At 66.1% G+C, this 21,611-nt stretch carries 23 protein-coding genes and 2 tRNA genes; 24 read left to right on the forward strand and 1 reads right to left on the reverse strand.

Annotation, left to right across the window (positions count from 1 at the left end):
* Window positions 1–8 precede the first annotated feature (8 nt).
* The 10 genes from N0A24_02710 (at window position 9) to N0A24_02755 (ending at window position 9,218) form a co-directional block, all read left to right on the forward strand.
* A complete protein-coding gene (locus tag N0A24_02710; GenBank protein ID MCS7172315.1) occupies window positions 9–1,169 on the forward strand; it encodes a thiolase family protein in 1,161 nt (386 codons plus the stop codon).
* A gap of 17 nt (window positions 1,170–1,186) precedes the next feature.
* Complete coding sequence (locus N0A24_02715; protein ID MCS7172316.1) at window positions 1,187–2,005, forward strand: ABC transporter substrate-binding protein; 819 nt, start codon at window positions 1,187–1,189, stop codon at window positions 2,003–2,005.
* Window positions 2,006–2,141: 136 nt separating this feature from the next.
* Window positions 2,142–2,471 carry a hypothetical protein gene (locus tag N0A24_02720; GenBank protein ID MCS7172317.1) on the forward strand — a complete coding sequence of 110 codons (330 nt, stop codon included), beginning with the start codon at window positions 2,142–2,144 and terminating at the stop codon, window positions 2,469–2,471.
* Between the two features lie 13 nt (window positions 2,472–2,484).
* Window positions 2,485–2,784, forward strand: a complete 300-nt coding sequence (locus tag N0A24_02725; GenBank protein MCS7172318.1) for a hypothetical protein — start codon at window positions 2,485–2,487, stop codon at window positions 2,782–2,784.
* A gap of 33 nt (window positions 2,785–2,817) precedes the next feature.
* The gene (locus N0A24_02730) at window positions 2,818–4,164 is read left to right on the forward strand and encodes a hypothetical protein (GenBank protein MCS7172319.1); all 1,347 of its coding nucleotides are present in this window, start codon (window positions 2,818–2,820) and stop codon (window positions 4,162–4,164) included.
* Window positions 4,165–4,184: 20 nt separating this feature from the next.
* Window positions 4,185–4,472, forward strand: coding sequence for a hypothetical protein (locus tag N0A24_02735; GenBank protein MCS7172320.1), 288 nt, complete (start codon window positions 4,185–4,187; stop codon window positions 4,470–4,472).
* 33 nt (window positions 4,473–4,505) lie between these two features.
* On the forward strand, window positions 4,506–5,846 hold the full coding sequence (locus tag N0A24_02740) for a hypothetical protein (GenBank protein ID MCS7172321.1): 1,341 nt from the start codon (window positions 4,506–4,508) through the stop codon (window positions 5,844–5,846).
* 16 nt (window positions 5,847–5,862) lie between these two features.
* Complete coding sequence (locus N0A24_02745) at window positions 5,863–6,102, forward strand: Rdx family protein (protein MCS7172322.1); 240 nt, start codon at window positions 5,863–5,865, stop codon at window positions 6,100–6,102.
* Between the two features lie 27 nt (window positions 6,103–6,129).
* On the forward strand, window positions 6,130–7,653 hold the full coding sequence (locus tag N0A24_02750) for an ABC transporter substrate-binding protein (GenBank protein MCS7172323.1): 1,524 nt from the start codon (window positions 6,130–6,132) through the stop codon (window positions 7,651–7,653).
* A 17-nt stretch (window positions 7,654–7,670) separates the two neighbouring features.
* Window positions 7,671–9,218, forward strand: a complete 1,548-nt coding sequence (locus N0A24_02755; protein MCS7172324.1) for a GMC family oxidoreductase — start codon at window positions 7,671–7,673, stop codon at window positions 9,216–9,218.
* Window positions 9,219–9,438: 220 nt separating this feature from the next.
* On the opposite strand, the gene N0A24_02760 is transcribed toward N0A24_02755, so the two are convergent.
* Window positions 9,439–9,514: transfer RNA gene (locus N0A24_02760), tRNA-Arg, on the reverse strand.
* Window positions 9,515–9,598: 84 nt separating this feature from the next.
* On the opposite strand from N0A24_02760, the gene N0A24_02765 reads away from it, so the two are divergent.
* From N0A24_02765 to N0A24_02830, 14 genes are all read left to right on the forward strand, one after another.
* Window positions 9,599–9,673 (forward strand) — tRNA-His (locus N0A24_02765).
* A 143-nt stretch (window positions 9,674–9,816) separates the two neighbouring features.
* The gene (locus tag N0A24_02770; protein ID MCS7172325.1) at window positions 9,817–10,677 is read left to right on the forward strand and encodes a GntR family transcriptional regulator; all 861 of its coding nucleotides are present in this window, start codon (window positions 9,817–9,819) and stop codon (window positions 10,675–10,677) included.
* Entirely contained in the window at window positions 10,674–11,639 is a 966-nt protein-coding gene (locus N0A24_02775) for an ABC transporter substrate-binding protein (protein MCS7172326.1), read from the forward strand. Before N0A24_02770 ends, N0A24_02775 begins: the two co-directional genes overlap by 4 nt.
* A 12-nt stretch (window positions 11,640–11,651) precedes the next feature.
* Window positions 11,652–12,437, forward strand: a complete 786-nt coding sequence (locus tag N0A24_02780; protein ID MCS7172327.1) for an ABC transporter permease — start codon at window positions 11,652–11,654, stop codon at window positions 12,435–12,437.
* On the forward strand, window positions 12,434–13,222 hold the full coding sequence (locus tag N0A24_02785) for an ABC transporter permease (protein ID MCS7172328.1): 789 nt from the start codon (window positions 12,434–12,436) through the stop codon (window positions 13,220–13,222). The genes N0A24_02780 and N0A24_02785 overlap by 4 nt, the downstream gene beginning before the upstream one ends.
* Window positions 13,219–14,031 carry an ABC transporter ATP-binding protein gene (locus N0A24_02790; protein MCS7172329.1) on the forward strand — a complete coding sequence of 271 codons (813 nt, stop codon included), beginning with the start codon at window positions 13,219–13,221 and terminating at the stop codon, window positions 14,029–14,031. Before N0A24_02785 ends, N0A24_02790 begins: the two co-directional genes overlap by 4 nt.
* Window positions 14,028–14,924: a hypothetical protein gene (locus N0A24_02795; protein ID MCS7172330.1), complete on the forward strand. Its 897-nt coding sequence runs from the start codon at window positions 14,028–14,030 to the stop codon at window positions 14,922–14,924. Before N0A24_02790 ends, N0A24_02795 begins: the two co-directional genes overlap by 4 nt.
* 4 nt (window positions 14,925–14,928) lie before the next feature.
* A complete protein-coding gene (locus N0A24_02800; protein ID MCS7172331.1) occupies window positions 14,929–15,699 on the forward strand; it encodes a CoA-transferase subunit beta in 771 nt (256 codons plus the stop codon).
* 22 nt (window positions 15,700–15,721) lie between these two features.
* A complete protein-coding gene (locus tag N0A24_02805; protein ID MCS7172332.1) occupies window positions 15,722–16,882 on the forward strand; it encodes an acyl-CoA/acyl-ACP dehydrogenase in 1,161 nt (386 codons plus the stop codon).
* 22 nt (window positions 16,883–16,904) lie between these two features.
* Window positions 16,905–17,792, forward strand: coding sequence for a CoA ester lyase (locus N0A24_02810; GenBank protein MCS7172333.1), 888 nt, complete (start codon window positions 16,905–16,907; stop codon window positions 17,790–17,792).
* Complete coding sequence (locus N0A24_02815) at window positions 17,789–18,796, forward strand: LLM class flavin-dependent oxidoreductase (protein MCS7172334.1); 1,008 nt, start codon at window positions 17,789–17,791, stop codon at window positions 18,794–18,796. Before N0A24_02810 ends, N0A24_02815 begins: the two co-directional genes overlap by 4 nt.
* Before the next feature lie 47 nt (window positions 18,797–18,843).
* On the forward strand, window positions 18,844–19,857 hold the full coding sequence (locus tag N0A24_02820) for an amidohydrolase (GenBank protein ID MCS7172335.1): 1,014 nt from the start codon (window positions 18,844–18,846) through the stop codon (window positions 19,855–19,857).
* Window positions 19,858–19,876: 19 nt separating this feature from the next.
* Window positions 19,877–20,380, forward strand: a complete 504-nt coding sequence (locus N0A24_02825) for a MaoC family dehydratase (protein MCS7172336.1) — start codon at window positions 19,877–19,879, stop codon at window positions 20,378–20,380.
* Window positions 20,380–21,588: a CoA transferase gene (locus tag N0A24_02830; GenBank protein ID MCS7172337.1), complete on the forward strand. Its 1,209-nt coding sequence runs from the start codon at window positions 20,380–20,382 to the stop codon at window positions 21,586–21,588. Before N0A24_02825 ends, N0A24_02830 begins: the two co-directional genes overlap by 1 nt.
* The last annotated feature ends 23 nt before the right edge of the window (window positions 21,589–21,611 follow it).

The raw sequence follows: 21,611 nt of genomic DNA on the forward strand, positions 1-21,611 counted from the left end.
GTGGGATCATGCGAGAAGCGGTGATCGTGAGCGCGGTGCGGACGGCGGTGGCTCGGGGCAAAAAGGACGGATCCCTGGCCGCCCTGCACCCCGTGGACCTTTCCGCGGTGGTGATGCGGGCGGCGGTGGACCGCATCGATCTTGATCCCGCGCACCTTGATGACGTCGTCTGGGGGTGCGCGTTCCCGGAGTCCAGCCAGGGGCAGAACGTGGCGCGGTTGGGGCTGCTGCGGACTGGGTTCCCCGTAGAGGTCACGGGCATGACCCTGAACCGGTTCTGCTCCAGCGGGCTGCAGGCCATCGCGCTTGCGGCCCAGGCCATCCTCTCCGGCATGGCGGAAGCGGTCCTGGCCGGGGGCGTGGACATGATGAGCCGCATCCCCGCCTCCGGCTACCATCCCCGGTACCATCCCGGGATGACAGAGACCTACATCGCCATGGGTCTGACCGCGGAGCGGGTGGCGGAACGGTGGGGGATCTCCCGGGAGGAGCAGGATCGGTGGGCCTACCGGAGCCACCGTCTTGCCACGGAGGCGTGGGCGGCTGGGAAGTTCGCAGGGCAGATCGTACCCGTTCGGGTCCGGCGTCGGAACCCGAAGGGGGAGCGGGAGGAGTTTGACTTCGTCCGGGACGAGACGGTACGCCCGGATACGAGCCTGGAGAAGCTGGCGGCTCTCCGGCCTGCCTTCAAGGAGGGGGGGACGGTAACCGCGGGGAACTCCAGCCCCTTCTCGGACGGTTCTGCCGCGGTGGTGGTGATGAGTCGATCGAAGGCGGAGGACCTGGGGTTGCGGCCCCTGGCGCGATTCGTGAGCTTTGCCACAGGAGGGGTGGAGCCGGACGTCATGGGAGTGGGACCGGTCCGGGCGGTTCCCAAGGCCCTACGGCTTGCGGGCCTGCGGATGGAGGACCTGCGGCTCATCGAATTCAACGAGGCCTTCGCAGCTCAGGTGCTTGCGGTGCTCAAGGAACTGGAGATGCCCGTAGAGAAGGTGAACGTCAACGGGGGGGCTATCGCCCTAGGCCACCCCCTCGGCGCCACGGGCGCCAAGCTCACCACCCAGCTCATCTATGAGCTGCGGGCCCGAGGAGGCGGGTTCGGCATGGTCACCATGTGCGTCGGTGGAGGAATGGGGGCAGCGGGCATCTTTGAGGTGTATCCGAGCTGAGGGGGCGAGGGAAGCGTATGAGAGAGAGGGGAGGACGGGCGGTTCTGAGGATGGTGGGGGTGGTGTCGCTGGTGGGCCTGTTGGCCTGGACCACCCGTGCCGCGGAGGTCCCTGGGACCTCCACAAAGAGCTACGGAGGTGTGCTGCGGAAGATCTACGCCATCCCTCGTAGCCCCGTGGGGGTCCCCTGGGAGATCGTGGGCATCAGCGTGGACGCGGCCACCCCCGCGTTAGAGGCCTTGGTGCGGGTGGACAAGCACGGAAGGGTCTTCCCTTGGCTCGCGGAACGGTGGACGGTGTTGCCGGATCAGAACACGATCCTCTTCCGGCTGCGCCGGGGAGTGAAGTTCCACGATGGAACCGATTTCCATGCACAAGCGGCGAAATGGAACCTCGACCGGCAGATCGAAGCCCGGACGATCCCCGTGACCTCGGTGGAGGTGGCGGACGAGTACACGATCCGGGTGCGGCTTGCGGAGTACAACAACATCTGGCCGACCATCTTTGGAGGGAGTCGCGCACTCATGATCTCCCCCACTGCCTTTACCCGCAACGGAGTGGAGTGGGCTCGATGGAACCCGGTAGGGACCGGACCCTTCCAGATCGTACGGTATGAGCGGGACGTGCAGGCCATTTACAGGCGGTTCGAGAGATACTGGCAAGCGGGGAAACCGTATCTGGAGGGTGTGGAATACCTGTTCCTCGTGAACCCTGAGACGCGAAAGATGGCCTTCCTTTCCGGGCAGGCCAACTTCCTAGGGGCTACGTTTCAGGCAGCAGCGGAGTTGGCCCGGGAGTCCAGGGACCGCTACAACGGGGGTTCCGGACACGGCTGATCGGCACGGATGCCGCTGAACGGGAGCAGCTGGTGGCTGTGCAACGGTATCTGCAGCAGGTGGGGATCCAAGCGGAAATCGAACAGGTCCCCAGCACGCGGTATCAGGAGTACATCAACGGGGGGGTGGGAGGGACTTGCTCTACCAGCCCTTCGCCCGCTTCCCCACCGTGAACGAGTTCGTGCGCCAGTACTGGTTCCTCAACCAGCGGTTCGCCAGCTTCGAGCGGCCAGAGGGGTTCGAGGGGGTATGGCGTCAATCGTTGAAGACCCCGGTCCCAAGTCCTCAGTTCGCGCAGCGGCTGAACCAGATGCTGATCGAGAAGGATCACCTGATCCCTGTCTTTTACTACAAGACGATCATCGTGACCACCAAGGAGGTCAGGGATACGGGATACTTCCGGTGGTACACCACGGCCTGGTGGTCTCCAGAAGAAGCCTGGATGGCTCGAAGAGAAGAGCGCTAGAGGAGGTGGAGGCATGGCGGATCGGTACGAGGTGCTGAGCCCTGTGGGGGAGGCAGAGATTCCGGAGCCGTGGCGGATCGCACCCCGGCTGGACCGGTTGGAGGGTCGGGTGGTGGGGCTGTTTGAGAACAACAAGCGGGCGGCGCCCAGGATCCTGGAGGCGGTGGAACGGGAGTTGAGAGCGCGTGTACCGGGGGTTCGATTCAGCCGCTTCCGGCACCCGCACAACCGGGAGCTGGTGGGGGAGGAGTTCGAGGCCTTCCGGCGGTGGGTGGAGGGAGTGGATGCGGTGGTGGGGGCGGTAGGGGACTGAGGGTCGTGCACCAAGTACTTGGTGTTCAACCTCGTGGAGGTTGAAAAACTCGGGAAGCCTGTTGCCGCCCTGTGCAACGTGGGGTTTGCACGGGATGCGCGGTCGGCGGCGATGGTGAAGGGGTGCCCGGCGCTGCGGGTGGTGCTGGAGCGGGTGCCGTGCGAGGCAACGGATGGGGAGTCCATCGCGCGGGGGGTGGCGGAGGTCATCGGGGAGGTGGTGCAGGCGCTGACGGAGCCTTTGCGGGAAGAGGAGTGGGAGGAGGCGCTCGCGCGGGCAGCGGCGTGGCAGCCTGGGGACGCCCGTGGGGTGGTGTACCGGGGGGGTTACGAGGAGGTGAACCGGTACTTCTACCGGATGGGTTGGACGGATGGGCTGCCGATCGTACCGCCCACCCCGCGGGCGGTGGAGGAGATGCTGCGGGGCACGGATCTGGATCCGGACCACGTGGTGGCGAGTTTGCCGCCGCGGGGGGGCAAGGCCACGGTGGAGAAGATCGCCATCAACGCGGTGATGGCGGGGGCGCTGCCCACGCATCTACCGGTGATCATCGCGGCGGTGGAGGCCCTGGCGGACCCGGATGCGTGGTACGGGACGTATCAGGTGAGCACGGGGTCGTGGGCGCCGTTCGTGGTGGTGAACGGACCGGTGCGGCGGGACATAGGGTTGAACTGCGGGAGCGGGGCGTTGAGCCCCGGGAACATGGCCAATGCGGCCATCGGTCGGGCGATCCGTTTGGTGGACCGGAACATCGGGGGGGTGCGGCCCGGGATCGAGGACATGGGGGTCTTTGGGAATCCTGGGAAGTACACCCTGGTGCTGGGGGAGAACGAGGAGGAAAGCCCCTGGGAGCCCCTGCACGTAGAACAGGGCTTGGAGCGGGAGGAGAGTGCGGTGAGCGTGTTCTTCCCGAACACCTATGTGCAGGCGGTGGCCATGGGGACGGATCCGGAGAGCCTGGTGCTGACCCTGGCCCGGAATGTACCGGCGGGCAAGCGGAACGCGCTGACGGCCATGCTGGTGATTCCGGACCACGCACGGATCCTAGCCCAGGCGGGGTGGTCCAAGCAGGAGGTGGTGCGCCGGGTGGTGGAGGCCGCCCGCATCCCCCGATACCGATCGCCGTACATACCTCCGGAACGGGCGGAGGGCCTGAGCCCGAAGGAGCTGCCGCGGAGGGAGGAGGACTGGATGCCCGCATGGATGGACCCGGCCCAGATCCGACTGGTGGTGACCGGGGGACCCGGCAGCTTCATGGCCCTGTGGATCGGTTCCGGGCTCATGCCCGCCCGGTGGGTGACCAAACGCGTGCGACTGCCGAAGGCGTGGGGACGGATGGTAGTCCGCTACCGGGGAATGGTGCCCAGGTACGCGGGCTGATGGCGTATGGAGAGGGAGTAATGTACGAGGTCCTGAGCCCCGTGGGGGAAGCCGAGCTTCCGAAGCCGCAACCCATCGCTCCCCGCCTCGATCGCCTGGAAGGACGGGTGATCGGGCTATTCGTGAACTCGAAGCCCGTGGCTCCGGTTCTCCTGGAACGGGTGGAGGAGCTGCTACGGGAGCGGGTAGGTGCCCGCACGGAGCGCTTCCGGCACCCGCACAACCGGGAGCTGGTAGGGGAGGAGTTCGAGGCCTTCCGGCGGTGGGTGGAGGGAGTGGATGCGGTGGTGGGGGCGGTAGGGGACTGAGGGTCGTGCACCAAGTACTTGGTGTTCAACCTCGTGGAGGTTGAAAAACTCGGCAAACCCGCGGTTGCTCTCTGCAACCTGGGGTTCGTGCAGGACGCCAAGGCCTCTGCCGCGGTGCGCGGCGTGCCGGGCCTCCGCGTTGTTTCGGAGGAGATCCCCAGCGAGTGCACCAGCCGCGAGGAGATCCGGCGCGGCGTGGATCGCGTCTTCGAGCATGTTCTGTGGGCCCTTCAGGAGCCGCCCACGGACCAGGAGCTGTTCCCGGAGACGTGGGACCTTCTGGAAGGAGGGGCGGTGGATGGCGTCGTGTACCGAGGTACCCTGGAGGAGGTGAACCGGTACTTCTACCGGCGTGGCTGGACGGATGGGTTTCCCATCCTCCCGCCCACCCCGCGGGCGGTGGAGGAGATGCTGCGGGGCACGGATTTGGATCCGGACCACGTGGTGGCGAGTTTGCCGCCGCGGGGGGGCAAGGCCACGGTGGAGAAGATCGCCGTCAACGCGGTGATGGCGGGGGCGCTGCCCACGCATCTACCGGTGATCATCGCGGCGGTGGAGGCCCTACTGGATCCCCGTACTTGGTTTGGCACCTATCAGGTGAGCACGGGGTCGTGGGCGCCGTTCGTGGTGGTGAACGGGCCGGTGCGGCGGGACATAGGGTTGAACTGCGGGAGCGGGGCGTTGAGCCCCGGGAACATGGCCAATGCGGCCATCGGCCGGGCCCTCTCCCTGGCGATCCGGAATATCGGGGGAGCACGGCCCGGGATCGAGGACATGGGGGTATTGGGGAATCCCGGGAAGTGGTCCATGGTGGTAGGGGAGTGGGAGGAGCAGAGCCCCTGGCCTCCCCTGCACGTGGACGAGGGACTTGCTGCTGAGCAGAGCGCGGTGAGCGTGATCTTTATGAACACCTTCGTGCAGATCCTAGGCTATGGCAGCGAACCGGAGGATCTCGTCCGTAGCTTCACCTACAACGTTCCGCCTACGAAGAAGGACGCCACCACCGCGCTTCTGCTTCCCCCCCATCTCGCCCGGATCCTGGCGGAAAGCGGTTGGCAGAAACAGGACGTGGTGGACTTCGTCTGGCGCTACACGCAGGTCCCGGCCTACCAACACCCGGACTGGGTGCGGGCCCGCCGGTTGGAGGAACGCCATACCCGCATCGGGACCGTGGAGGCGCACGTGGCGGTCCAGGTGCTGAGCCGGAGGGAGGCCATCCGGGTGGTGGTGATGGGAGGGCCGGGAAACGTGATGGGGGTTGTTCTGGGAGGAGGAATCATGCCGGCCCAGTGGGTCACCCGTCCGGTGCAGCTTCCCAGAAGCTGGGGGAGGTTGGTAACGAGGTATCGGGGTGTTGTTCCAAGAATCCGTTAGCGGATAGGAGGGACCCATGACCATCAGCATCGTGTACTGCAGCGAGTGCAACTACCTTCCTCAGGCCCTGGAGGTCGCCCGAGGAATCCTCGAGCGGATGGCGGACGAGATCGACGAGCTCGTGCTGGTTCCCGCCGCGGGTGGTGCCTTCGAGGTGCGCAGGGATGGCGAGCTCGTGTTCGACATGATGGTCTCCGGTGGGTTTCCAAACGTGGAAGAACTCGTCCGGAGGCTGAGCGGGAAGATCCGTTCCTAGCCACCGGGGAGCGTGGGAGGGGAAGGAATGGCAAAAGGATTTCGACTGCATCCTCTTCGGACGTTCCTCCTCCTCGGGCTCGCAGGCCTGCTGCTGGCCGGGGTGTGGAACGTATCCGCGGGTCCTGCCCCCACGCGGGGAGGTGTGCTGCGGATTCGGGACGAGGCTCCCGCGGGCATCATCGGAATCCCCTGGGAGATCATCACCACAGGTGTGCTGTGGGCGAACCCCGCCTTTGAGTCCCTCACCCGCATGGATGCACGGGGACGGATGTTCCCGCACCTCGCGGTGCGGTGGGAGGTGGATCGCCAGAATCGGGCCGTGGTTTACCACCTCCGTGAGGGCGTGCGGTTCCACGACGGCTCCGTCATGGATGCGGACGTGGTGGCGTGGAACCTCAACCAGGAGATCGCGAAGGGACGGGTCCCGGGCCGCCGGGCGGTGGCCGCAGGTCCCACCACGGTGCGGGTGGAGATGGATCGGTGGGATAACCGCATCTGGGAGGTTCTCTCCGTCACCAGCGGGTTCATCGCCTCCCAGCGGTTCATCGAACAGAACGGGGTAGAAGCAGCGCGTTGGCGGCCCGTGGGGACCGGGCCCTTCCAGCTGGAACGGGTGGAGCATCCTGTCCGCATTCGGTACACGCGATTTCCGAACTACTGGCAGCGGGGGCTTCCGTATCTGGACGCGGTGGAGATCCTCAGCATCCCGGATCCCCAGACCTCTGCGGCGGCGTTCCTCGCCCGCCAGGTGGATATTTTGGGCATGGATGCGAACGAGGTGGTGCAGCGGCTCGTGGATCAGGGGTATCCCGTGGACGTGGGGACTTCCTCTGTCCTTGCCATTCTTCCCGATAGCGCCACGCCCAGTTCCCCCTTCCGGGACCGGCGGGTACGCGAGGCGTTGAGCTTGGCGCTGGATCGGGAGGCTCTTGCCCGGCTCAGAGGATTTGGCCTGAACGAGCCGGCGAAACAGTTGGCCTCCAGGGAGTCCTTGGCATACAGCGCGGACCTAGAAACCTATGGCGCGTACAGCACCCAGCGGGCCCGGGAGCTGCTCCAGGCGGCCGGATACCCGGAAGGGTTTGAGACGCGCCTGATCGTGAACCCGCGGGTGGATCGGGATACGGCGGTGGCGATTCAGGGCATGCTGCGGGCGGCGGGAATTCGGGTGGAGCTGGAGTTCCCCCCCATCGGCCGGTACGCGGAGTACCAGCTGCGTGGGTGGCGGGGACTCATCATGCATCCGCTGGTGCACGCGGTGAACTTCGCGAATGTGGTGCGCCTGTACCTGTTCGGGGAGTTCACCTTCGCAAGTGTGGACAAGCCGGAAACGGTGAAGCAGGCCATGGAGGAAGCCCTCTCCACCGCGCGCCTGGAACGGCACAAGCTGCAGAAGCTACACCGAATACTCCTCCAGGACCGGACCATGATCCCCGTGATGGTTCTGAAGCGGGCGTATGTGCGCCACCCCTATGTCCGAGACAACGGCCACATGCGGTGGGTCACCTGGGCGCACTGGACTCCCGAGCGGACCTGGATCGCCCGGTGAGGGGAAGGAGGGCGGAGGTGGAAGGGCACGGTTGGGATTACATCGTGGTGGGCGGAGGAGCCGCGGGGTGCGTGCTCGCGGCCCGACTCTCCGAGGACGACCGCGTGCGGGTCCTCCTGCTGGAGGCGGGCCCGAGATGGCAACCTGAGGAACTTCCGAGGGTCTTCCGGAGGCGGGGATACGGGCTGGATCAGGCCCTAGGCGCCCGCAGTCCTCTGCCGGAAGTGTACCCGGATTTCTACTGGCGGGGAATCCTAGCCCGGCGGGCAGAGGGACAGGATCCCGCGCCGTACGCACGTGGCCGGGGGCTTGGGGGAAGCTCCGTCGTCCACGGCCTCATCGGGATGCGCGGGTTGTCGGAGGACTTCGAGGAGTGGGTGGCGCTGGGCTGTACGGGGTGGGGGTGGGAAGAGGTCCTTCCCTACTTCTGCCGATTGGAGGACGATCTGGACTTCGGGGATGCCCCCTACCACGGACGGGGTGGTCCCCTGCCCATCGCCCGAGAGCCGGAGGAAGGGTGGGGGACCTGGGGGCGTGCATTCCGGGAGGCTGCGGAACGGCTCGGGTACCCGTGGAGCCCGGACATCAATGCTCCGGAGGCCCGGGGGGTGGTCCCCATGGCCCTCACGGTGCGGGACGGGCAACGGGTAACGGTCCGGGACGCCTACCTTGCCCCCGCGGAAACGCGGGGGAACCTCACCGTGCGATGCGAGGCCACCGTAGAGCGGGTACTTGTGGACGCCCGCACGGGACGATGCTTGGGCGTCCGTACGTTGGATGGCCGGGAGTTCCGGACGTCCGAAGACGGAGAAGTGCTCCTGTGTGCAGGAGCGGCCATGTCTCCCGCCATCCTCTTGCGCTCCGGCATCGGCCCGGACGCGGAGCTGCGGCGCCTGGGCATCCGCACGGTGGTGGATCTCCCGGTAGGCAAAGCGGTGCAGGACCACGTGATGGTCCGGATCCGGGTTCCCATCCGGCAGGAGCACCAGCGCTCCCGGGACAACTATCCTTCCTACGTGGCCTGCCGGTGCGACAGCGATATCGGCCCTTCCGGGCGCCGGGATCTGTTCCTCATGGCGGTGAACCACGCGTACTGGTTTGGGGAGCCCGAGGCAGGCATCGCGGTGATGCTGTACGAGTGCCGTTCGCGCGGGGAGATGGTGCTCGCAGGGGCCGACCCCACAGCTCCCGTACACTTCGAGCTGCGTCTGCTCTCGGATCCGTTGGACCTGCAGCGGTTGGAAAAGGGGGTGGAGCTGGCACGGGAGCTCCTGGCCCAGGCCCCCCTGCGCGGGCTGGTCCTGGAAGAAGCGAAGTGGCCGGATGGCGCGCGGATCCAGGCGGAGTGTCGGGACGTGATGCACCTGGCGTGTACCGCACCCATGGGGAGACCTGAGGACGGAGTCTCCGTGGTGGATCCGGAGTGTCGGGTACACGGGGTACAGGGGCTTCGGGTCATTGACGCCTCCGGCATGCCCAAGGTGGTGCGGGCCAACACCTACCTCACCGTGGTGGCCATGGCGGAGCGCATGGCGGATCGCCTGCGGGGCCGCGTGCCGCGCTAGGGGAGCTGGGCCCCGGTAGCCTATTGCGCTCGGGGCAGGGGAGATGCCGCGCGAGAGTACCGGGGCTTCGTGGGAACCACTCCCAGGACTGCCCGGGAATCCTACCGGGCCGGGTGGAGCGCTCTCGGGCGTTGCAGGGAGCTCCCATACCCTCCCTCTCGCCACCTGGACGGTCCGGTTCGCATTCCCTCGGAGACCAAAATCCGTGTGCTGACTGGCCTGGCGCGCCCGGAGGGATTCGAACCCCCGACCCGCTGCTTAGAAGGCAGCCGCTCTCTCCCCTGAGCTACGGGCGCACCCACTCCATTGTATCGGAACCCCCTGGGGCTCCGTAGCGCTCTTGGGGGGGAGTGGTATAATCCACTTAGTCCGCTCGTACGGTGGCCGTAGCTCAACGGCAGAGCACCAGACTGTGGCTCTGGGGGTTGGGGGTTCGAATCCCCTCGGCCACCCCAACAGAACTCCATGTGAGGGAAGGTTTCAGGAGAAGCCAAGGGATTCCATGGGGTGCTGAGCTGGCTGAGGTCTTGACAGAAATGTATTCTGTATACAGAGTTCTGTATTGAACTAGCCGCGTAGACTCACGAGGCGGTGACCTGTGCTTGCCCGGGATGCAGAGCGGCTGATTCGGTCCGAGGTTCTTCCCCTGGAGCGCTCCGAGATCAGCGCGCAGATCGCGGAGATCCTGGCCAACGAGATCATCCAGGGGCGTCTGCCCGGGGGCACAAGGCTCCGTGAGGAAGCCCTGGCCGCTCAGTTTAAGACCAGCCGGACCCCAGTCCGCGAAGCCCTCCGCCGCCTGGAGCGGGAGCACCTGGTGGAGCACATCCCCCGCCGGGGGTTCGTGGTGGCCACCATCCACGCCCGGGCTGTGGCGGGAATCTATCTGTGCCGTGCCTGGCTCCATGGCCTCGCCGCCCGGCAGGCGGCCCTGGTGGCCACGGATGCCGAGCTCGAGGAGCTCGAGGGCCTTGTCCGCCGGATGCGCCAGGCCCTGGATCCCCCGAACGTTCCGGAGCTGTTCCGCCTCAATGTGATCTTCCACCAGCGGGTCGCAGAGATCGCCCACAACCCCATGCTGGAGGAGATTCTGCGCGGGCTGGGGCGGCCCATCCTGCGCCTCAGGTACATGTCCATTTCCGTGCCGGGACGGGCGGAAGCCTCCGTGCGGGCCCACGAAGAGATCATGGAGGCGTTCCGCAATAGGGATCCCATCCGCGTGGAGACCGTGGTCCGGGAGAACATCCTGGCCGCGGGGGAGGCCATTCTGCGCCACTACTTCCCTGAGGAGCTGAGCCGGGACCCCGCACTGCTGGAGACCTATCTGGCCACGGGGTACGGGCCGCCGCAGGCCTTCTCCCAGCGCGTTGCCTCGGGGGCCTCCGTGATGGAAATGGCAAGGGAAAACATGGACGGCAGGGAGCGAGAAACCAAAAGGAAGGGGAGGAGAGCGCCGTGAGACGCACCGTCTTTCGGATAGGGTTGGTCGGGGCCGTCTTGGCAGTCCTGCTCGTGTACTCCGTTTCTCCCGTTCCCGCCCAGGCCCCCATCCGGCTCCGGGTGGGTATTATCCCCATCGTGGACCTGCTGCAGCTGTTCGTGGCGGATGCGAAGGGCTACTTCACAGAGGAAGGGTTACGGGTGGAGACCACGGCCATGGCGGGAGGTGCGCAGATCGCTCCCGCGGTGGAGGGCGGCAGCCTGGATGTGGGATGGTCCAACATCGTCTCCATCCTCCTGGCCCGGGAGCGGGGCTTTGACTTCGTGTTCTTCGCACCGGGTGCATTTGAAGTAGATCCCCACAACCGCGTCCACCAGCTGCTGGTCCCCGCGGACTCGCCCGTACGAGGCGCACGGGATCTCGTGGGCAAAACCGTGGCGGTCAACACCCTGGCGAACATCCCCTATCTCGCGGCCCTGGCTTGGCTCGATCAGCAGGGAGTGAATCCGGCTCAGGTGCGGTTCGTGGAGATCCCGTTCCCCGATATGCCCGCGGCGTTGAGCGGAAAGCGTGTGGACGCCGCGGTGGTCATCGAGCCCTTCGCGAGCGTGGCGGTGGCGCAGGGGACCGCCCGGGTGCTGGATCCCCGCCCCTTCGCGGTTTTCGGACCGAGAGTCCTGGTGGCCTCCTGGTTCGCGAAGCGTTCCTGGCTCGATCGGAACCGACAGGCGGCGGCCGCCTTCAACCGGGCCATCCGGAAGGCGAACGAATTCATCCTCCGTCGCCCCGGAGAGGCCAGGGTCCTGATCCCCCGCTACACCCGGGTCCCCGCGGAGCTCGCGGAGCGGATGCCGATCCCGGGCTTCTTCTCCACGGTGTTCGACTCAGATGTCCAGCCAGTGGTGGAGGCGGCGGTCAAACACGGGCTTCTGCGGAGACGCCTCTCGCCCGGAGACATTTTGGTGCGAGGCCTGCGCTGAAGGATGGGCGCCGTGCGGTCTGAGCGGAGGGGATTCGACCGATGGGCCTCCGTCCTGGGAGCGGTGGCGGTGTGGGAAGTGGTCTCCCAAACCGGGATTCTCCACCCCGCCTTTTTCCCGCCTCCCAGCCGGGTGCTGCTGGCCCTGGTCCGGGAACTAGAAACGGGCGAGATCCCCAGACACATCTGGATCACCCTCACCGCGTATGCCCGGGGCCTTGCCTTGGCCCTGGCCATCGGAGTACCCTGGGGAGTTCTCCTGGGCCGCATCCGGCTCGTGCGACGGGCAAGTGCCGTGCTGATCGAGATGCTGCGCCCCATTCCCTCCGTGGCCATCATCCCCGTGGCCATCCTCCTGCTGGGAATCGGGGAGGAGATGCGGTTCGCGGTGGCGTGCTATGCCGCGGTGTGGCCCCTGCTGTTCAACACCATGTACGGGGTCTACAATGCGGATCCCGTCCTGGTGGACAGTGCCCGGATCTTCGGCTTCGCACGGTGGGAGGTTCTCCTGCGGGTGGTGGTGCCGTCCGCCCTCCCGTTCATCACCACGGGTATGCGGGTGAGCTCCGCGGTGGCCCTCATCGTAACCGTAACCGCGGAGATGGTGGCGGGCACCGGGGGACTCGGCTTCTACGTGAAGGCCACAGAGCTGGGAGGCCGCATCCCGGAGATGTACGGAGGGATCCTGCTCCTGGGAACCCTCGGATACCTGCTGAACCACCTGCTGCGAGCCGCGGAAGGTCGGGCCCTGCGGTGGTACCGGGGGGCCATGGGGCGGGCGGAGGAGGGGGCAGGGTGAGGGTGTTACGAGGACCACGCGGGATCCCATCGGTCAACTGGACGGGCTGGCTGGTTTTCCTCGGGTTCGCGGGGGCCTGGGAGATCCTCTCCCGTCGATCCGGATCCCTGTACTTTCCCCCCGTCACCCGGATCGTCGAAACCTTCGCCGCAGTGTGGCAGTTCCAGAACCTCTCGGCCCACGTGGTCCCCAGCCTGGTGCGGATGGGGGAAGGCTACGGCCTCGCGGCCCTTACGGGAACGGTGCTGGGAATCGCCATGGGACATTGGAAGCAGCTGGATCGCTTCGCAGACCCCCTCGTGGAGTTCCTCCGGGCGGTCCCTCCACCCGCGCTCATTCCCTTCGCCCTCCTCACCATGGGCATCGGAGATGCAAGCAAGGTGTTCGTGATCGCCTTCTCCAGCCTCTGGCCCATCCTCCTGAATGCCCGGGACGGGGTGCGGAACGTGGACCAGGTGATGATCGAGACCGCTCGGATGTTCGGCCTGAAAGCCCGGGAGGTGGTGACGGCGGTGGTGGCCCCGGCCACCATGCCCCAGCTCTTCGCGGGTCTTCGAACGAGTCTGGGGGTGGCCTTCATCACCATGGTGATCGCGGAAATGGTAGGGAGCACCAATGGGCTTGGGTACTTCATCCTGAATGCCCAGCGTCTGTTTGCGGTGCCGGAAATGTATGCGGGCATCCTCCTGCTGGGACTCCTGGGGTATCTGGTGAACGGTGCCTTCGAGCGGCTGGAGAGCCGGATCCTGAGTTGGCACCGAGGATCCCGGGCGGTGCAGCTATGAACCGGGTCGTGCTGGAAGTGGCGGGTGTGAGCAAGGAGTTCTCAGGACGTCAGCGGGCGGCGTTGGAGGAGGTCTCCTTCTCCGTAACGGAGGGCGAATTCGTGACCATCGTGGGCCCCTCGGGGTGCGGGAAGTCCACCTTGCTCAAGTGCGTGTGCGGTCTAATGAGTCCCTCTCGGGGCGAGATCCGGGTGGAGGGGCGGCGGGTAATGGGCCCACCGCCCGGAGTCGTCCTGGTGTTCCAGGAGTACAACCGGTCGTTGTTTCCCTGGCTCACGGTGATGCAGAACGTGATGCTCCCCCTGCGGAAGCGAAAGGGGCTCACACCTGTGGATCGGGAAGGACTGGCCCTCCGGATGCTGGCGGCGGTGGGACTGGACGGTTTCGTGAACCACTATCCGTGGGAGCTCTCCGGAGGGATGCAGCAGCGGGTAGCCATCGCCCGCGCGCTGGCCTTTCAGCCCCGCATCCTCCTCATGGACGAGCCCTTCGGCTCCGTGGACGCCCTCACCCGAATGGAGCTGGAGGACCTGTTGCTGAACCTCTGGACCCAGTTTCGGTTTACCACCCTGCTCGTCACGCACGACGTGGACGAGGCCATCTACCTCGCGGACCGGGTTCTGGTCTTCAGCGGATCTCCAGGAAGGGTGGTGGACGATGTGCCGGTACACCTCCCGCGGCCCCGCGATCAGATCGGGACGCGGTCCGCGGCCGAATTCGCCTCCTTGCGATCCCGGATCTTCCGCCAGATCGGGAGCGGGCGGATGAACGGGGTAGCGACGCCACAGGGGGAGGGAAGGGAACGATGATTCAGGACAAGGTACGAGGCCTGCAGGAGGTGGTGGCGTCCATCCCGGAGGGGGCGCACGTGGCGCTGGGAGGCTTTGCCGTCTCAGGATGTCCCATCGCCTTCGTGCATGAGATGATCCGGCAGCGGCGGGGCAGGCTCACCCTCAGTCAGGCGGTGGGGGGGATGGATACAGATCTCCTGGTGGGGGCGGGTCTGGTGGAAACCCTGATCTTCGGGGGGGGATCCCTGGATCGGGCGGGGCTCCTGAACCAGGTGAACGAGGCCATCCTGAGGGGCACGATCCGGGTTCTGGAGCAGAGCAGCCTGGCCATCACCCTTCGCTACCATGCAGGGGCTTTGGGCATCCCCTACATCCCCACCCGTACGCTCCTGGGTTCCGAGATGCTGGAACCCCTCGTGGAGGCGGGAGAGGTGGAGGTGGCGGAGGATCCCTTCGAAGGCCAGAGGATCGTCCGGCTCCGGGCCCTGCAGCCGGACGTGGCGGTGCTGGTCGTCCAGATGGCGGACCGCCAGGGCAATTGTCGGATCCTGGGCCCCACTTGGGACAACCTGGAGAAGGCCCGGGCCGCCCGCCGCACCGTGGTGCTCGCGGAGGAGCTGGTGGACGAGGAGGAGTTCCGAAAAGCCCCCGAGGGAACCACCCTGAGCGGCCTCTACGTGGACGCGGTGGTCCCCCTCCGCTTTTCCGCGTACCCCACCGCCTGCTATCGGAAGTATGATTACGATTTCGACCACCTGCGGCGCTACGCCACCCTCGCACAGACCGAGGAAGGGTTCACCCAATACCTGGAAGAGTACGTCCTGGGGACCTCCGACCACGAGGGGTACCTGTGTCGCATCGGAGAGGAGCGCCTGCGGGATCTGCGGGCGGATCCGGAGAGGGGGTATTGAGACCATGAGCGGAAGGCAGGAGTACAGCCCAAGCGAGATGATGGTGGTGGCCGCCTCCCGGCTGCTCCGGGACGGGGAGACCGTGTTGGTGGGGCTGGGGCTTCCACAGCTGGCGTGTCTGCTGGCGAAGGCCACCCATGCTCCACGGCTCCGAATGGTCCTTGAGATCGGGGTCCTGGAGCCCGAGCCGGTGGATCCCGCCATCGGAATCGCGGATCCCCGCCTTTGGTACCGCGCCACCTGCCACACCAGCTTCACGGAGACCCTCGGGATTCTCCTGCAGGGCGGCCGGATCGACGTAGGGTTTCTGGGCGGGGCCCAGGTGGATCGGTTCGGGAACATCAACTCCACGCACGTGTGCGAGAATGGACGACCCGTGCGCAGGTTTCGAGGCAGCGGCGGTGCGTGCGATATCGCGGCCCTGGCGGGGCGGGTGATCATCATCACACCACACGAGCGGCGGAGGTTCCCGGAGCGCGTGGACTTCTGCACGAGCCCGGGCTTCCTCCAGGGGGGACGGAGTCGGGAGGCCGCGGGCCTGCGCGGGGGGCCGGTACACGTGATCACGGATCTGGCCGTGATGGGGTTCGATGCGGAAACGCGCGAGATGCGACTGGTGAGTGTACATCCGGGGGTGGATCCCGCGGCCGTGCAGGAGGCCACCGGATTCCCCCTGGCCTGGGCCGGGGAGGCCCGCACCACCCCCCCTCCCGCTCCGGAGGAGCTGGAAATCCTGCGGAACCGCGTCGATCCGCACGGCTGGTATCTGAGGTGACAAGGGAAGGAGGAGGCGATTTATGGAGCGGGGCTCGCTGGAATCCTTGAATCTGTTGCGGGAGTCCATTCGTGAGCTCTGCAGGCGGTTCCCGGACGGGTACTGGAGGGAACTGGATCGGCAGCGTGCCTACCCGGAGGAGTTCATCCGGGCCCTCACGGAGCAGGGGTATCTCTCCATCCTCATCCCGGAGGAGTACGGGGGCGCGGGACTAGGGATCACGGAGGCCAGCGTGATCCTGGAGGAGATCAACCGCTCCGGGGGAAACGCGAGCGCATGCCACGCGCAGATGTACACCATGGCGCCCATTCTCCGGTACGGCAGCGAGGAGCAGAAACGCCGGTACCTGCCGAAGATCGCCCGTGGGGAGCTCCGGCTCCAGGCCTTTGCGGTCACGGAGCCCGACGCCGGTTCGGACACCACCCGGATCACCACCTTTGCCCGCCGCGTGGGGGACCGTTACGTGATCCGCGGCCAGAAGATCTTCATCTCCCGGGTCCTGCAGTCCGACCTGATGCTCCTGCTGGCCCGTACCACCCGGTACGAGGAGGTGGCGCAGAAGACCGAGGGGATGTCCCTGTTCCTCGTCGACCTGCGGGAGAGCCGGGATCGGATCCGGGTGACCCCCATCGAGACCATGCTCAACCACCCCACCTACCAGCTGTACTTCGATGATCTGGAGGTTCCCGCGGACGCCCTCGTGGGAGAGGAGGGGAAGGGATTCCGGTACATCGTGGATGGGTGGAACGCGGAGCGGATCCTGGTGGCGGCGGAGGCCATCGGAGATGCCCGGTGGTTTCTCCAGCGGGCCGTGGAATACGCAAAGAAGCGTGTGGTGTTCGGCCGCCCCATCGGGGCCAATCAGGGGATTCAGTTCCCCATCGCCCAGGCCTTCGCCCGCGTGGAGGCCGCGGATCTCATGCGGTTCGAGGCAGCCCGCCGGTTCGATCGGGGAGAGAGCTGTGGGCCTCAAGCGAACATGGCGAAGCTGCTGGCCACGGAGGCCAGCTGGGAGGCGGCTAACGTCTGCATGAACGTGCACGGGGGATACGGCTTCGCGGTGGAGTATGACGTGGAACGGAAGTTCCGGGAAACGCGGCTGCTCATGACGGCGCCCGTGAGTCAGAACCTGATCCTTGCGTACCTCGGCCATCGGGTACTGGGCCTGCCGAGATCCTACTGAGAGGAGGGAGAGGGCGGTGGAGATGGAGTTGAAACGCTCATGGCTGTTCGTCCCCGGGAACCGGCAGCGGATGATCGACAAAGCCTTCGGGCTTGCTGCGGATGCCCTCATGCTGGATCTGGAAGACGGAGTCCCTCCGGCCGCAAAGGAGGAGGCGCGGGAGCGCATCGCGGAGGCCCTGGAGCGGCCCAGGACGGAGGGAGGGCCCATGCGCTTCGTCCGGGTAAACGGCGCCCGGCATCCTGACCTGGACCGGGATCTCTGGTGCGCGGTGCGTCCAGGAGCGGACGGGTTGGTGCTCCCGAAGGTGGAGAGCCCGGAGCAGGTGCGGGAAATGGACGAGCGCGTAAGCCGCCTGGAGGCGGAACGGGGAATGCCCATAGGAGGCCTTCGGTTCCTCGTGGCCATCGAGAGCCCCTTGGGGTTACTGGAGGCCTACCGCATCGCCCGGTCCAGTGAGCGGGTGGTGGGATTGCTCTTCGGGGCCGAGGACTACTCCCGGGAGTTGGGGCTCCCGGTGGTACGGGAGAAGGAAGCTCGGGAGCTCCTGTACGCCCGATCCGCGTTCGCCACCGCGGCCGCGGCAGCCCACGTACAGGCGGTGGACGGCGTCTGGCCGGACCTAAACGACATCGCGGGCCTGTGGCAGGACTGTTGGATGGCGCGCCGGCTGGGCTTCACGGGCAAGTCCATCATTCACCCTTCCCAGATCGAGCCCGTAAACCACGTGTTCACTCCTTCTGCCAACGACCTCGAGTTCGCCCGGCAGGTGGTGGAGGCCTTCGAGCAGGCGGAGGCGGCGGGGGTGGGCTCCATCACCTTAGGAGGCCAGCTCATCGACCGGCCCATTGTGGAGCGGGCCCGGGCTACCCTGCGTCTGGCCGAGAGTTTGGGGGTGATCCAGAGATGAGGTACGACATCGAACTGAACTCTGCGGCGCACTACCCGGCCCGAGACGTGGTGGATCTGGCGGTCCTGGCGGAGCAGGCGGGCTTCGGGGCGCTCTGGAAAGGGGAGTCCAACAGCACGGACCCCCTGGTGCTTCTGTCGGCCGTAGCCGGCCGAAGCCAACGACTCCAGTTGGGGACCGCCATCTACCACATCCACGGTCGCAGCCCCGTGACCCTGGGGATCCAGGCGGCCACCCTCCAGGATCTCAGTGGAGGACGGTTCCTCCTGGGACTCGGTGTGGGAAACGCGAACATCGCGGGCTGGCACGGGAGCACCCTCACCAAGCCCTTGGCGCAGATCCGGGAGTACATCGAGATCGTGCGCAGGGTCGCCCGGGGCGAGCGGGTAGAGCATCAGGGCCAGTACTACTCCACCGGGCAGCGCTTCCGGCTGGCGTGGAAGCCCCGATACGAGCCGCCTCCCATATACGTAGCCGCCCTGGGACCCCGCATGGCACACCTGGCCGGGGCGGTGGGGGACGGGGCGCTGATCAACATGGCCCTTCCCCAGAAGATCCGGGAGATCGCGGCCAGCGTGCGCCGGGGAGCGGAGGAGGCAGGCAAGGATCCTCATTCCGTGGAGATCATCGCCAAGGTTCGCGTTTCGGTGCACGCGGACGAACGGAAGGCCAGGAGCCGGCTCCGGCAGGTTCTGACCTTCTACAACCTGGCGGAGTACTACAGCGACATGCTGCGGGGAATGGGATTCCGTGCGGAGGTGGATCGGGTGCACGAGGCCTTTCGGGAAGGAGGGTTCAGGGCTGCCCAGGAGGCGATCACGGACGAGTACATGGACCGGTTGCCCGTGATCCCGGCCACTTCCGTAGAGGAGGTGCGGGCCCGGTTGCAACCCTTCGCGGAGGCCGGGGTCACTCGATTGATCATCCCGTACGTGCCCGCGGAGGATCCTCCTGCGGAGGAGGCAGCCCGATTCCTCCGGGCGTGGAGCACGGTGAAGGTGTAGTGCAGGGGCGGGAAATCCACAGAGGATCTGGAGAGGAGGTGAGGAGGATGTGTGACATCTACGACCAGCAGGCGGCGGAGCAGATCATGGTGGGACGTACCCTGACCCTGAAGCGGGTCCGGGAGCTGAACGCGAAGGACTACTTCTACCAGATGCTGAAGGATCGTCCGGAGATCCGGAGGATCTACCCCGGAATCGAGAATGAGCTCCTGGTGGGGGCCATCGACACGCACATCCATGCGTATCCGGATTTCGTCTACCGATCCCAGGACATGATCCAGGTGGCTATCGATGCGGCGAAGGCCCGCATGCGGGCCGTGGTGTTCAAGGACCACTACAACATCAGCTGCAATGCGGCGTACGTGGTGCAGCGGTACATTGACGACATGGTGGACCGGGGAGAGCTGGAGCACCGGGTAGAGGTCTACGGCGGGATGGGCACCTGTCACGGGATGAATCCGGAGTATGTGCGGATCGCCCTCCAGTACCCCAACTGCAAGATGATCTGGTTCCCCACCTTCACTTCATACGGATACTGGCGGTCCGCGGGCCGGCCGGAGCTCGGCAAGGTGCGGCTCGTGGACGACAACGGAGAGGTCCTGCCTGAAGTGGTGGAGATCATGAAGCTGGCCGTGGAGCATCGAGTGGGGATCGGCTTCGGACACACGGATTTTCAGGAGCTCCTGCCCCTGGCGAAGAAGGCCAAGGAGCTGGGGGTTCGGGCCGTCCTGGACCATCCCCTCCTGGAGCTCAACAAGCTCCTGTTGGACGAGATGCGGGAGCTGGCGGATCTCGGAGTCTATGTGGGGACCTACTGCCAGCCCATGATCCCCAGCCTGTACCAACCCGTGGCAGACCCCATGGAGACCATCGAGGCCATCAAGCAGATCGGGCCGGAACGGTGCATCATTGGAAGCGATTTCGGACAGGTGATGCACATGGACACCATGGACGGGATGCGGGTCTTCCTGCGGGCCCTGCTGGCCTTTGGGATCAGCACGGAGGACATTCGGAAGATGTTGGTGGAAAACCCGGCGAGGCTGATCTGGCTGGAGGACTGACCGAAAGGAGGTGAGGGAGATGCCGGTGAAGCCGGGCTGGGAAGGCCGCTTCTTCGAGGACTTTGAGGTGGGGGATGTGTACAGGAGCCGGCTGGGCCGAACCATCACGGAGGCGGACAACATCTGGTTCACGCTGCTGACCAACAATACAAATCAGATCCACTTCAACGTGGAATACGCGAAGCGGACGGAATTCGGCAGGCCCCTGGTGAACAGCGCCCTCACCCTAGCCGTCGTAGCGGGGCTGGGGGTTCAGGATACAAGCGAGAACGGGTTCGCCCTGGGTTGGGACGAGATCAAGCTCCCGAAGCCCGTCTTCGTAGGGGATACCCTGTACTCGGAGTCGGAGGTGGTTGAAAAACGGGAGTCCCGGTCCCGACCCCAGTTCGGGATCGTAAAGTTCCGGACCAGGGGGATCAACCAGCGAGGCGAGGTGGTGATCGAGTACACACGGAGCGTCATGGTCTGGAAGCGGGAGTACGCACCACGCCGGGATCTGTTCCCCACCCCGCGGGAGGAGTGATGCCAGGCGTCCTGGCCGGGAAACGGGTGGTTGCCCTGGAGGTGGCGGTGGCTGGGCCGTTCTGCACGAGCCTCCTCGGTGACATGGGGGCAGAGGTCATCAAGATCGAGAGACCCGGGGGGGATCTTATCCGATCCTGGGACAGCGTGGTGCGGGGGTTAAGCTCAGGCTACGTATGGGTGAACCGGAACAAGCGGAGCGTGGTGCTGGACCTGAAGCGAGAGGGCGCTCAAGAGGTCGCTCGACGGCTGGTGGAGCACGCGGACGTATTCATGGAGAACTACGCGCCGGGTGTGGTGGAAGCCCTGGGGCTGGGCTATGAACAGGTCCGGGCGTGGAACCCCCGTTTGGTATACTGTTCAATCTCCGGGTACGGACGGGAAGGGCCGTACCGGGAGATGAAGGCCTACGACCTGCTGGTGCAGGCGGAGGCGGGTATGATGGCGGTCACAGGGTATCCGGATGCTCCGGCCAAGGTAGGAGTGCCGGTGGCGGATCTCGCCGCGGGCCTGTACGGAGCCCTGGGGATTGTGCTGGCCCTGCTGGAGCGGGAGCGAACCGGAGAGGGGCAGTTCGTGGAAGTATCTATGTTCGAAGCCATGCTGGCATGGCTGGGGTACTTTCCCTACCACGTCTGGTACGGCGGACAGGAGCCTGGGCGGGTGGGCATGCGGCACCATTACATCGTGCCCTACGGTCCTTTCCAGACGGCAGAGGGAAAGTGGATCTGCTTCGCGGTGGCGAGCGACCGGGACTGGAGACGGTTCTGCGAGCAGGTCATCGAGCGGCCGGACCTCGTGGAGCACCCCGATTTCCACACCGTGGAGAAGCGCCGCCAGAATCGGGAGATACTGGAACCGATCCTGGAACAGATCCTGAGAGGGCGTAGCCAGGAGGAGTGGGCGCGTCGGCTGCAGGCGGCAGGGTTGCCGTGGGGACTCATGCGGAGCATCCGGGAGGTGCTGGACCATCCCCAGGTGCAGGCCCGAGGACTCATCCAGGAGCTGGACTCGCCGGTGGGAAGGGTGAAGACCATCGCAAGCCCCCTGCGGCTGGAACGGAACAGGGCGCAGTACACCCGGGTTCCGGACCTGGGGGAGGATACGGTTCCCGTGCTCCAGGAGCTGGGCTTTTCCCTGGAGGAGATCCGAACCCTCCAGGCGGAAGGTGTGATCAGGACAGGACCGGATACGCAGGAGAACGCGTGAGCGCGGATCAGGAGGTCGGCGGA

Source organism: Armatimonadota bacterium, assembly GCA_025059775.1.
Taxonomy (GTDB): domain Bacteria; phylum Sysuimicrobiota; class Sysuimicrobiia; order Sysuimicrobiales; family Sysuimicrobiaceae; genus Sysuimicrobium.

Bases quoted from the DNA above. Each gene is read 5' to 3' on its own strand.
- N0A24_02745 (MCS7172322.1), top strand. From the start codon at position 5,863: ATGACCATCAGCATCGTGTACTGCAGCGAGTGCAACTACCTTCCTCAG.
- N0A24_02805 (MCS7172332.1), top strand. From the start codon at position 15,722: ATGGAGCGGGGCTCGCTGGAATCCTTGAATCTGTTGCGGGAGTCCATT.
- N0A24_02710 (MCS7172315.1), top strand. From the start codon at position 9: ATGCGAGAAGCGGTGATCGTGAGCGCGGTGCGGACGGCGGTGGCTCGG.
- N0A24_02810 (MCS7172333.1), top strand. From the start codon at position 16,905: ATGGAGTTGAAACGCTCATGGCTGTTCGTCCCCGGGAACCGGCAGCGG.
- N0A24_02820 (MCS7172335.1), top strand. From the start codon at position 18,844: ATGTGTGACATCTACGACCAGCAGGCGGCGGAGCAGATCATGGTGGGA.
- N0A24_02725 (MCS7172318.1), top strand. From the start codon at position 2,485: ATGGCGGATCGGTACGAGGTGCTGAGCCCTGTGGGGGAGGCAGAGATT.
- N0A24_02790 (MCS7172329.1), top strand. From the start codon at position 13,219: ATGAACCGGGTCGTGCTGGAAGTGGCGGGTGTGAGCAAGGAGTTCTCA.
- N0A24_02750 (MCS7172323.1), top strand. From the start codon at position 6,130: ATGGCAAAAGGATTTCGACTGCATCCTCTTCGGACGTTCCTCCTCCTC.
- N0A24_02830 (MCS7172337.1), top strand. From the start codon at position 20,380: ATGCCAGGCGTCCTGGCCGGGAAACGGGTGGTTGCCCTGGAGGTGGCG.
- N0A24_02825 (MCS7172336.1), top strand. From the start codon at position 19,877: ATGCCGGTGAAGCCGGGCTGGGAAGGCCGCTTCTTCGAGGACTTTGAG.
- N0A24_02815 (MCS7172334.1), top strand. From the start codon at position 17,789: ATGAGGTACGACATCGAACTGAACTCTGCGGCGCACTACCCGGCCCGA.
- N0A24_02800 (MCS7172331.1), top strand. From the start codon at position 14,929: ATGAGCGGAAGGCAGGAGTACAGCCCAAGCGAGATGATGGTGGTGGCC.
- N0A24_02795 (MCS7172330.1), top strand. From the start codon at position 14,028: ATGATTCAGGACAAGGTACGAGGCCTGCAGGAGGTGGTGGCGTCCATC.
- N0A24_02715 (MCS7172316.1), top strand. From the start codon at position 1,187: ATGAGAGAGAGGGGAGGACGGGCGGTTCTGAGGATGGTGGGGGTGGTG.
- N0A24_02735 (MCS7172320.1), top strand. From the start codon at position 4,185: ATGTACGAGGTCCTGAGCCCCGTGGGGGAAGCCGAGCTTCCGAAGCCG.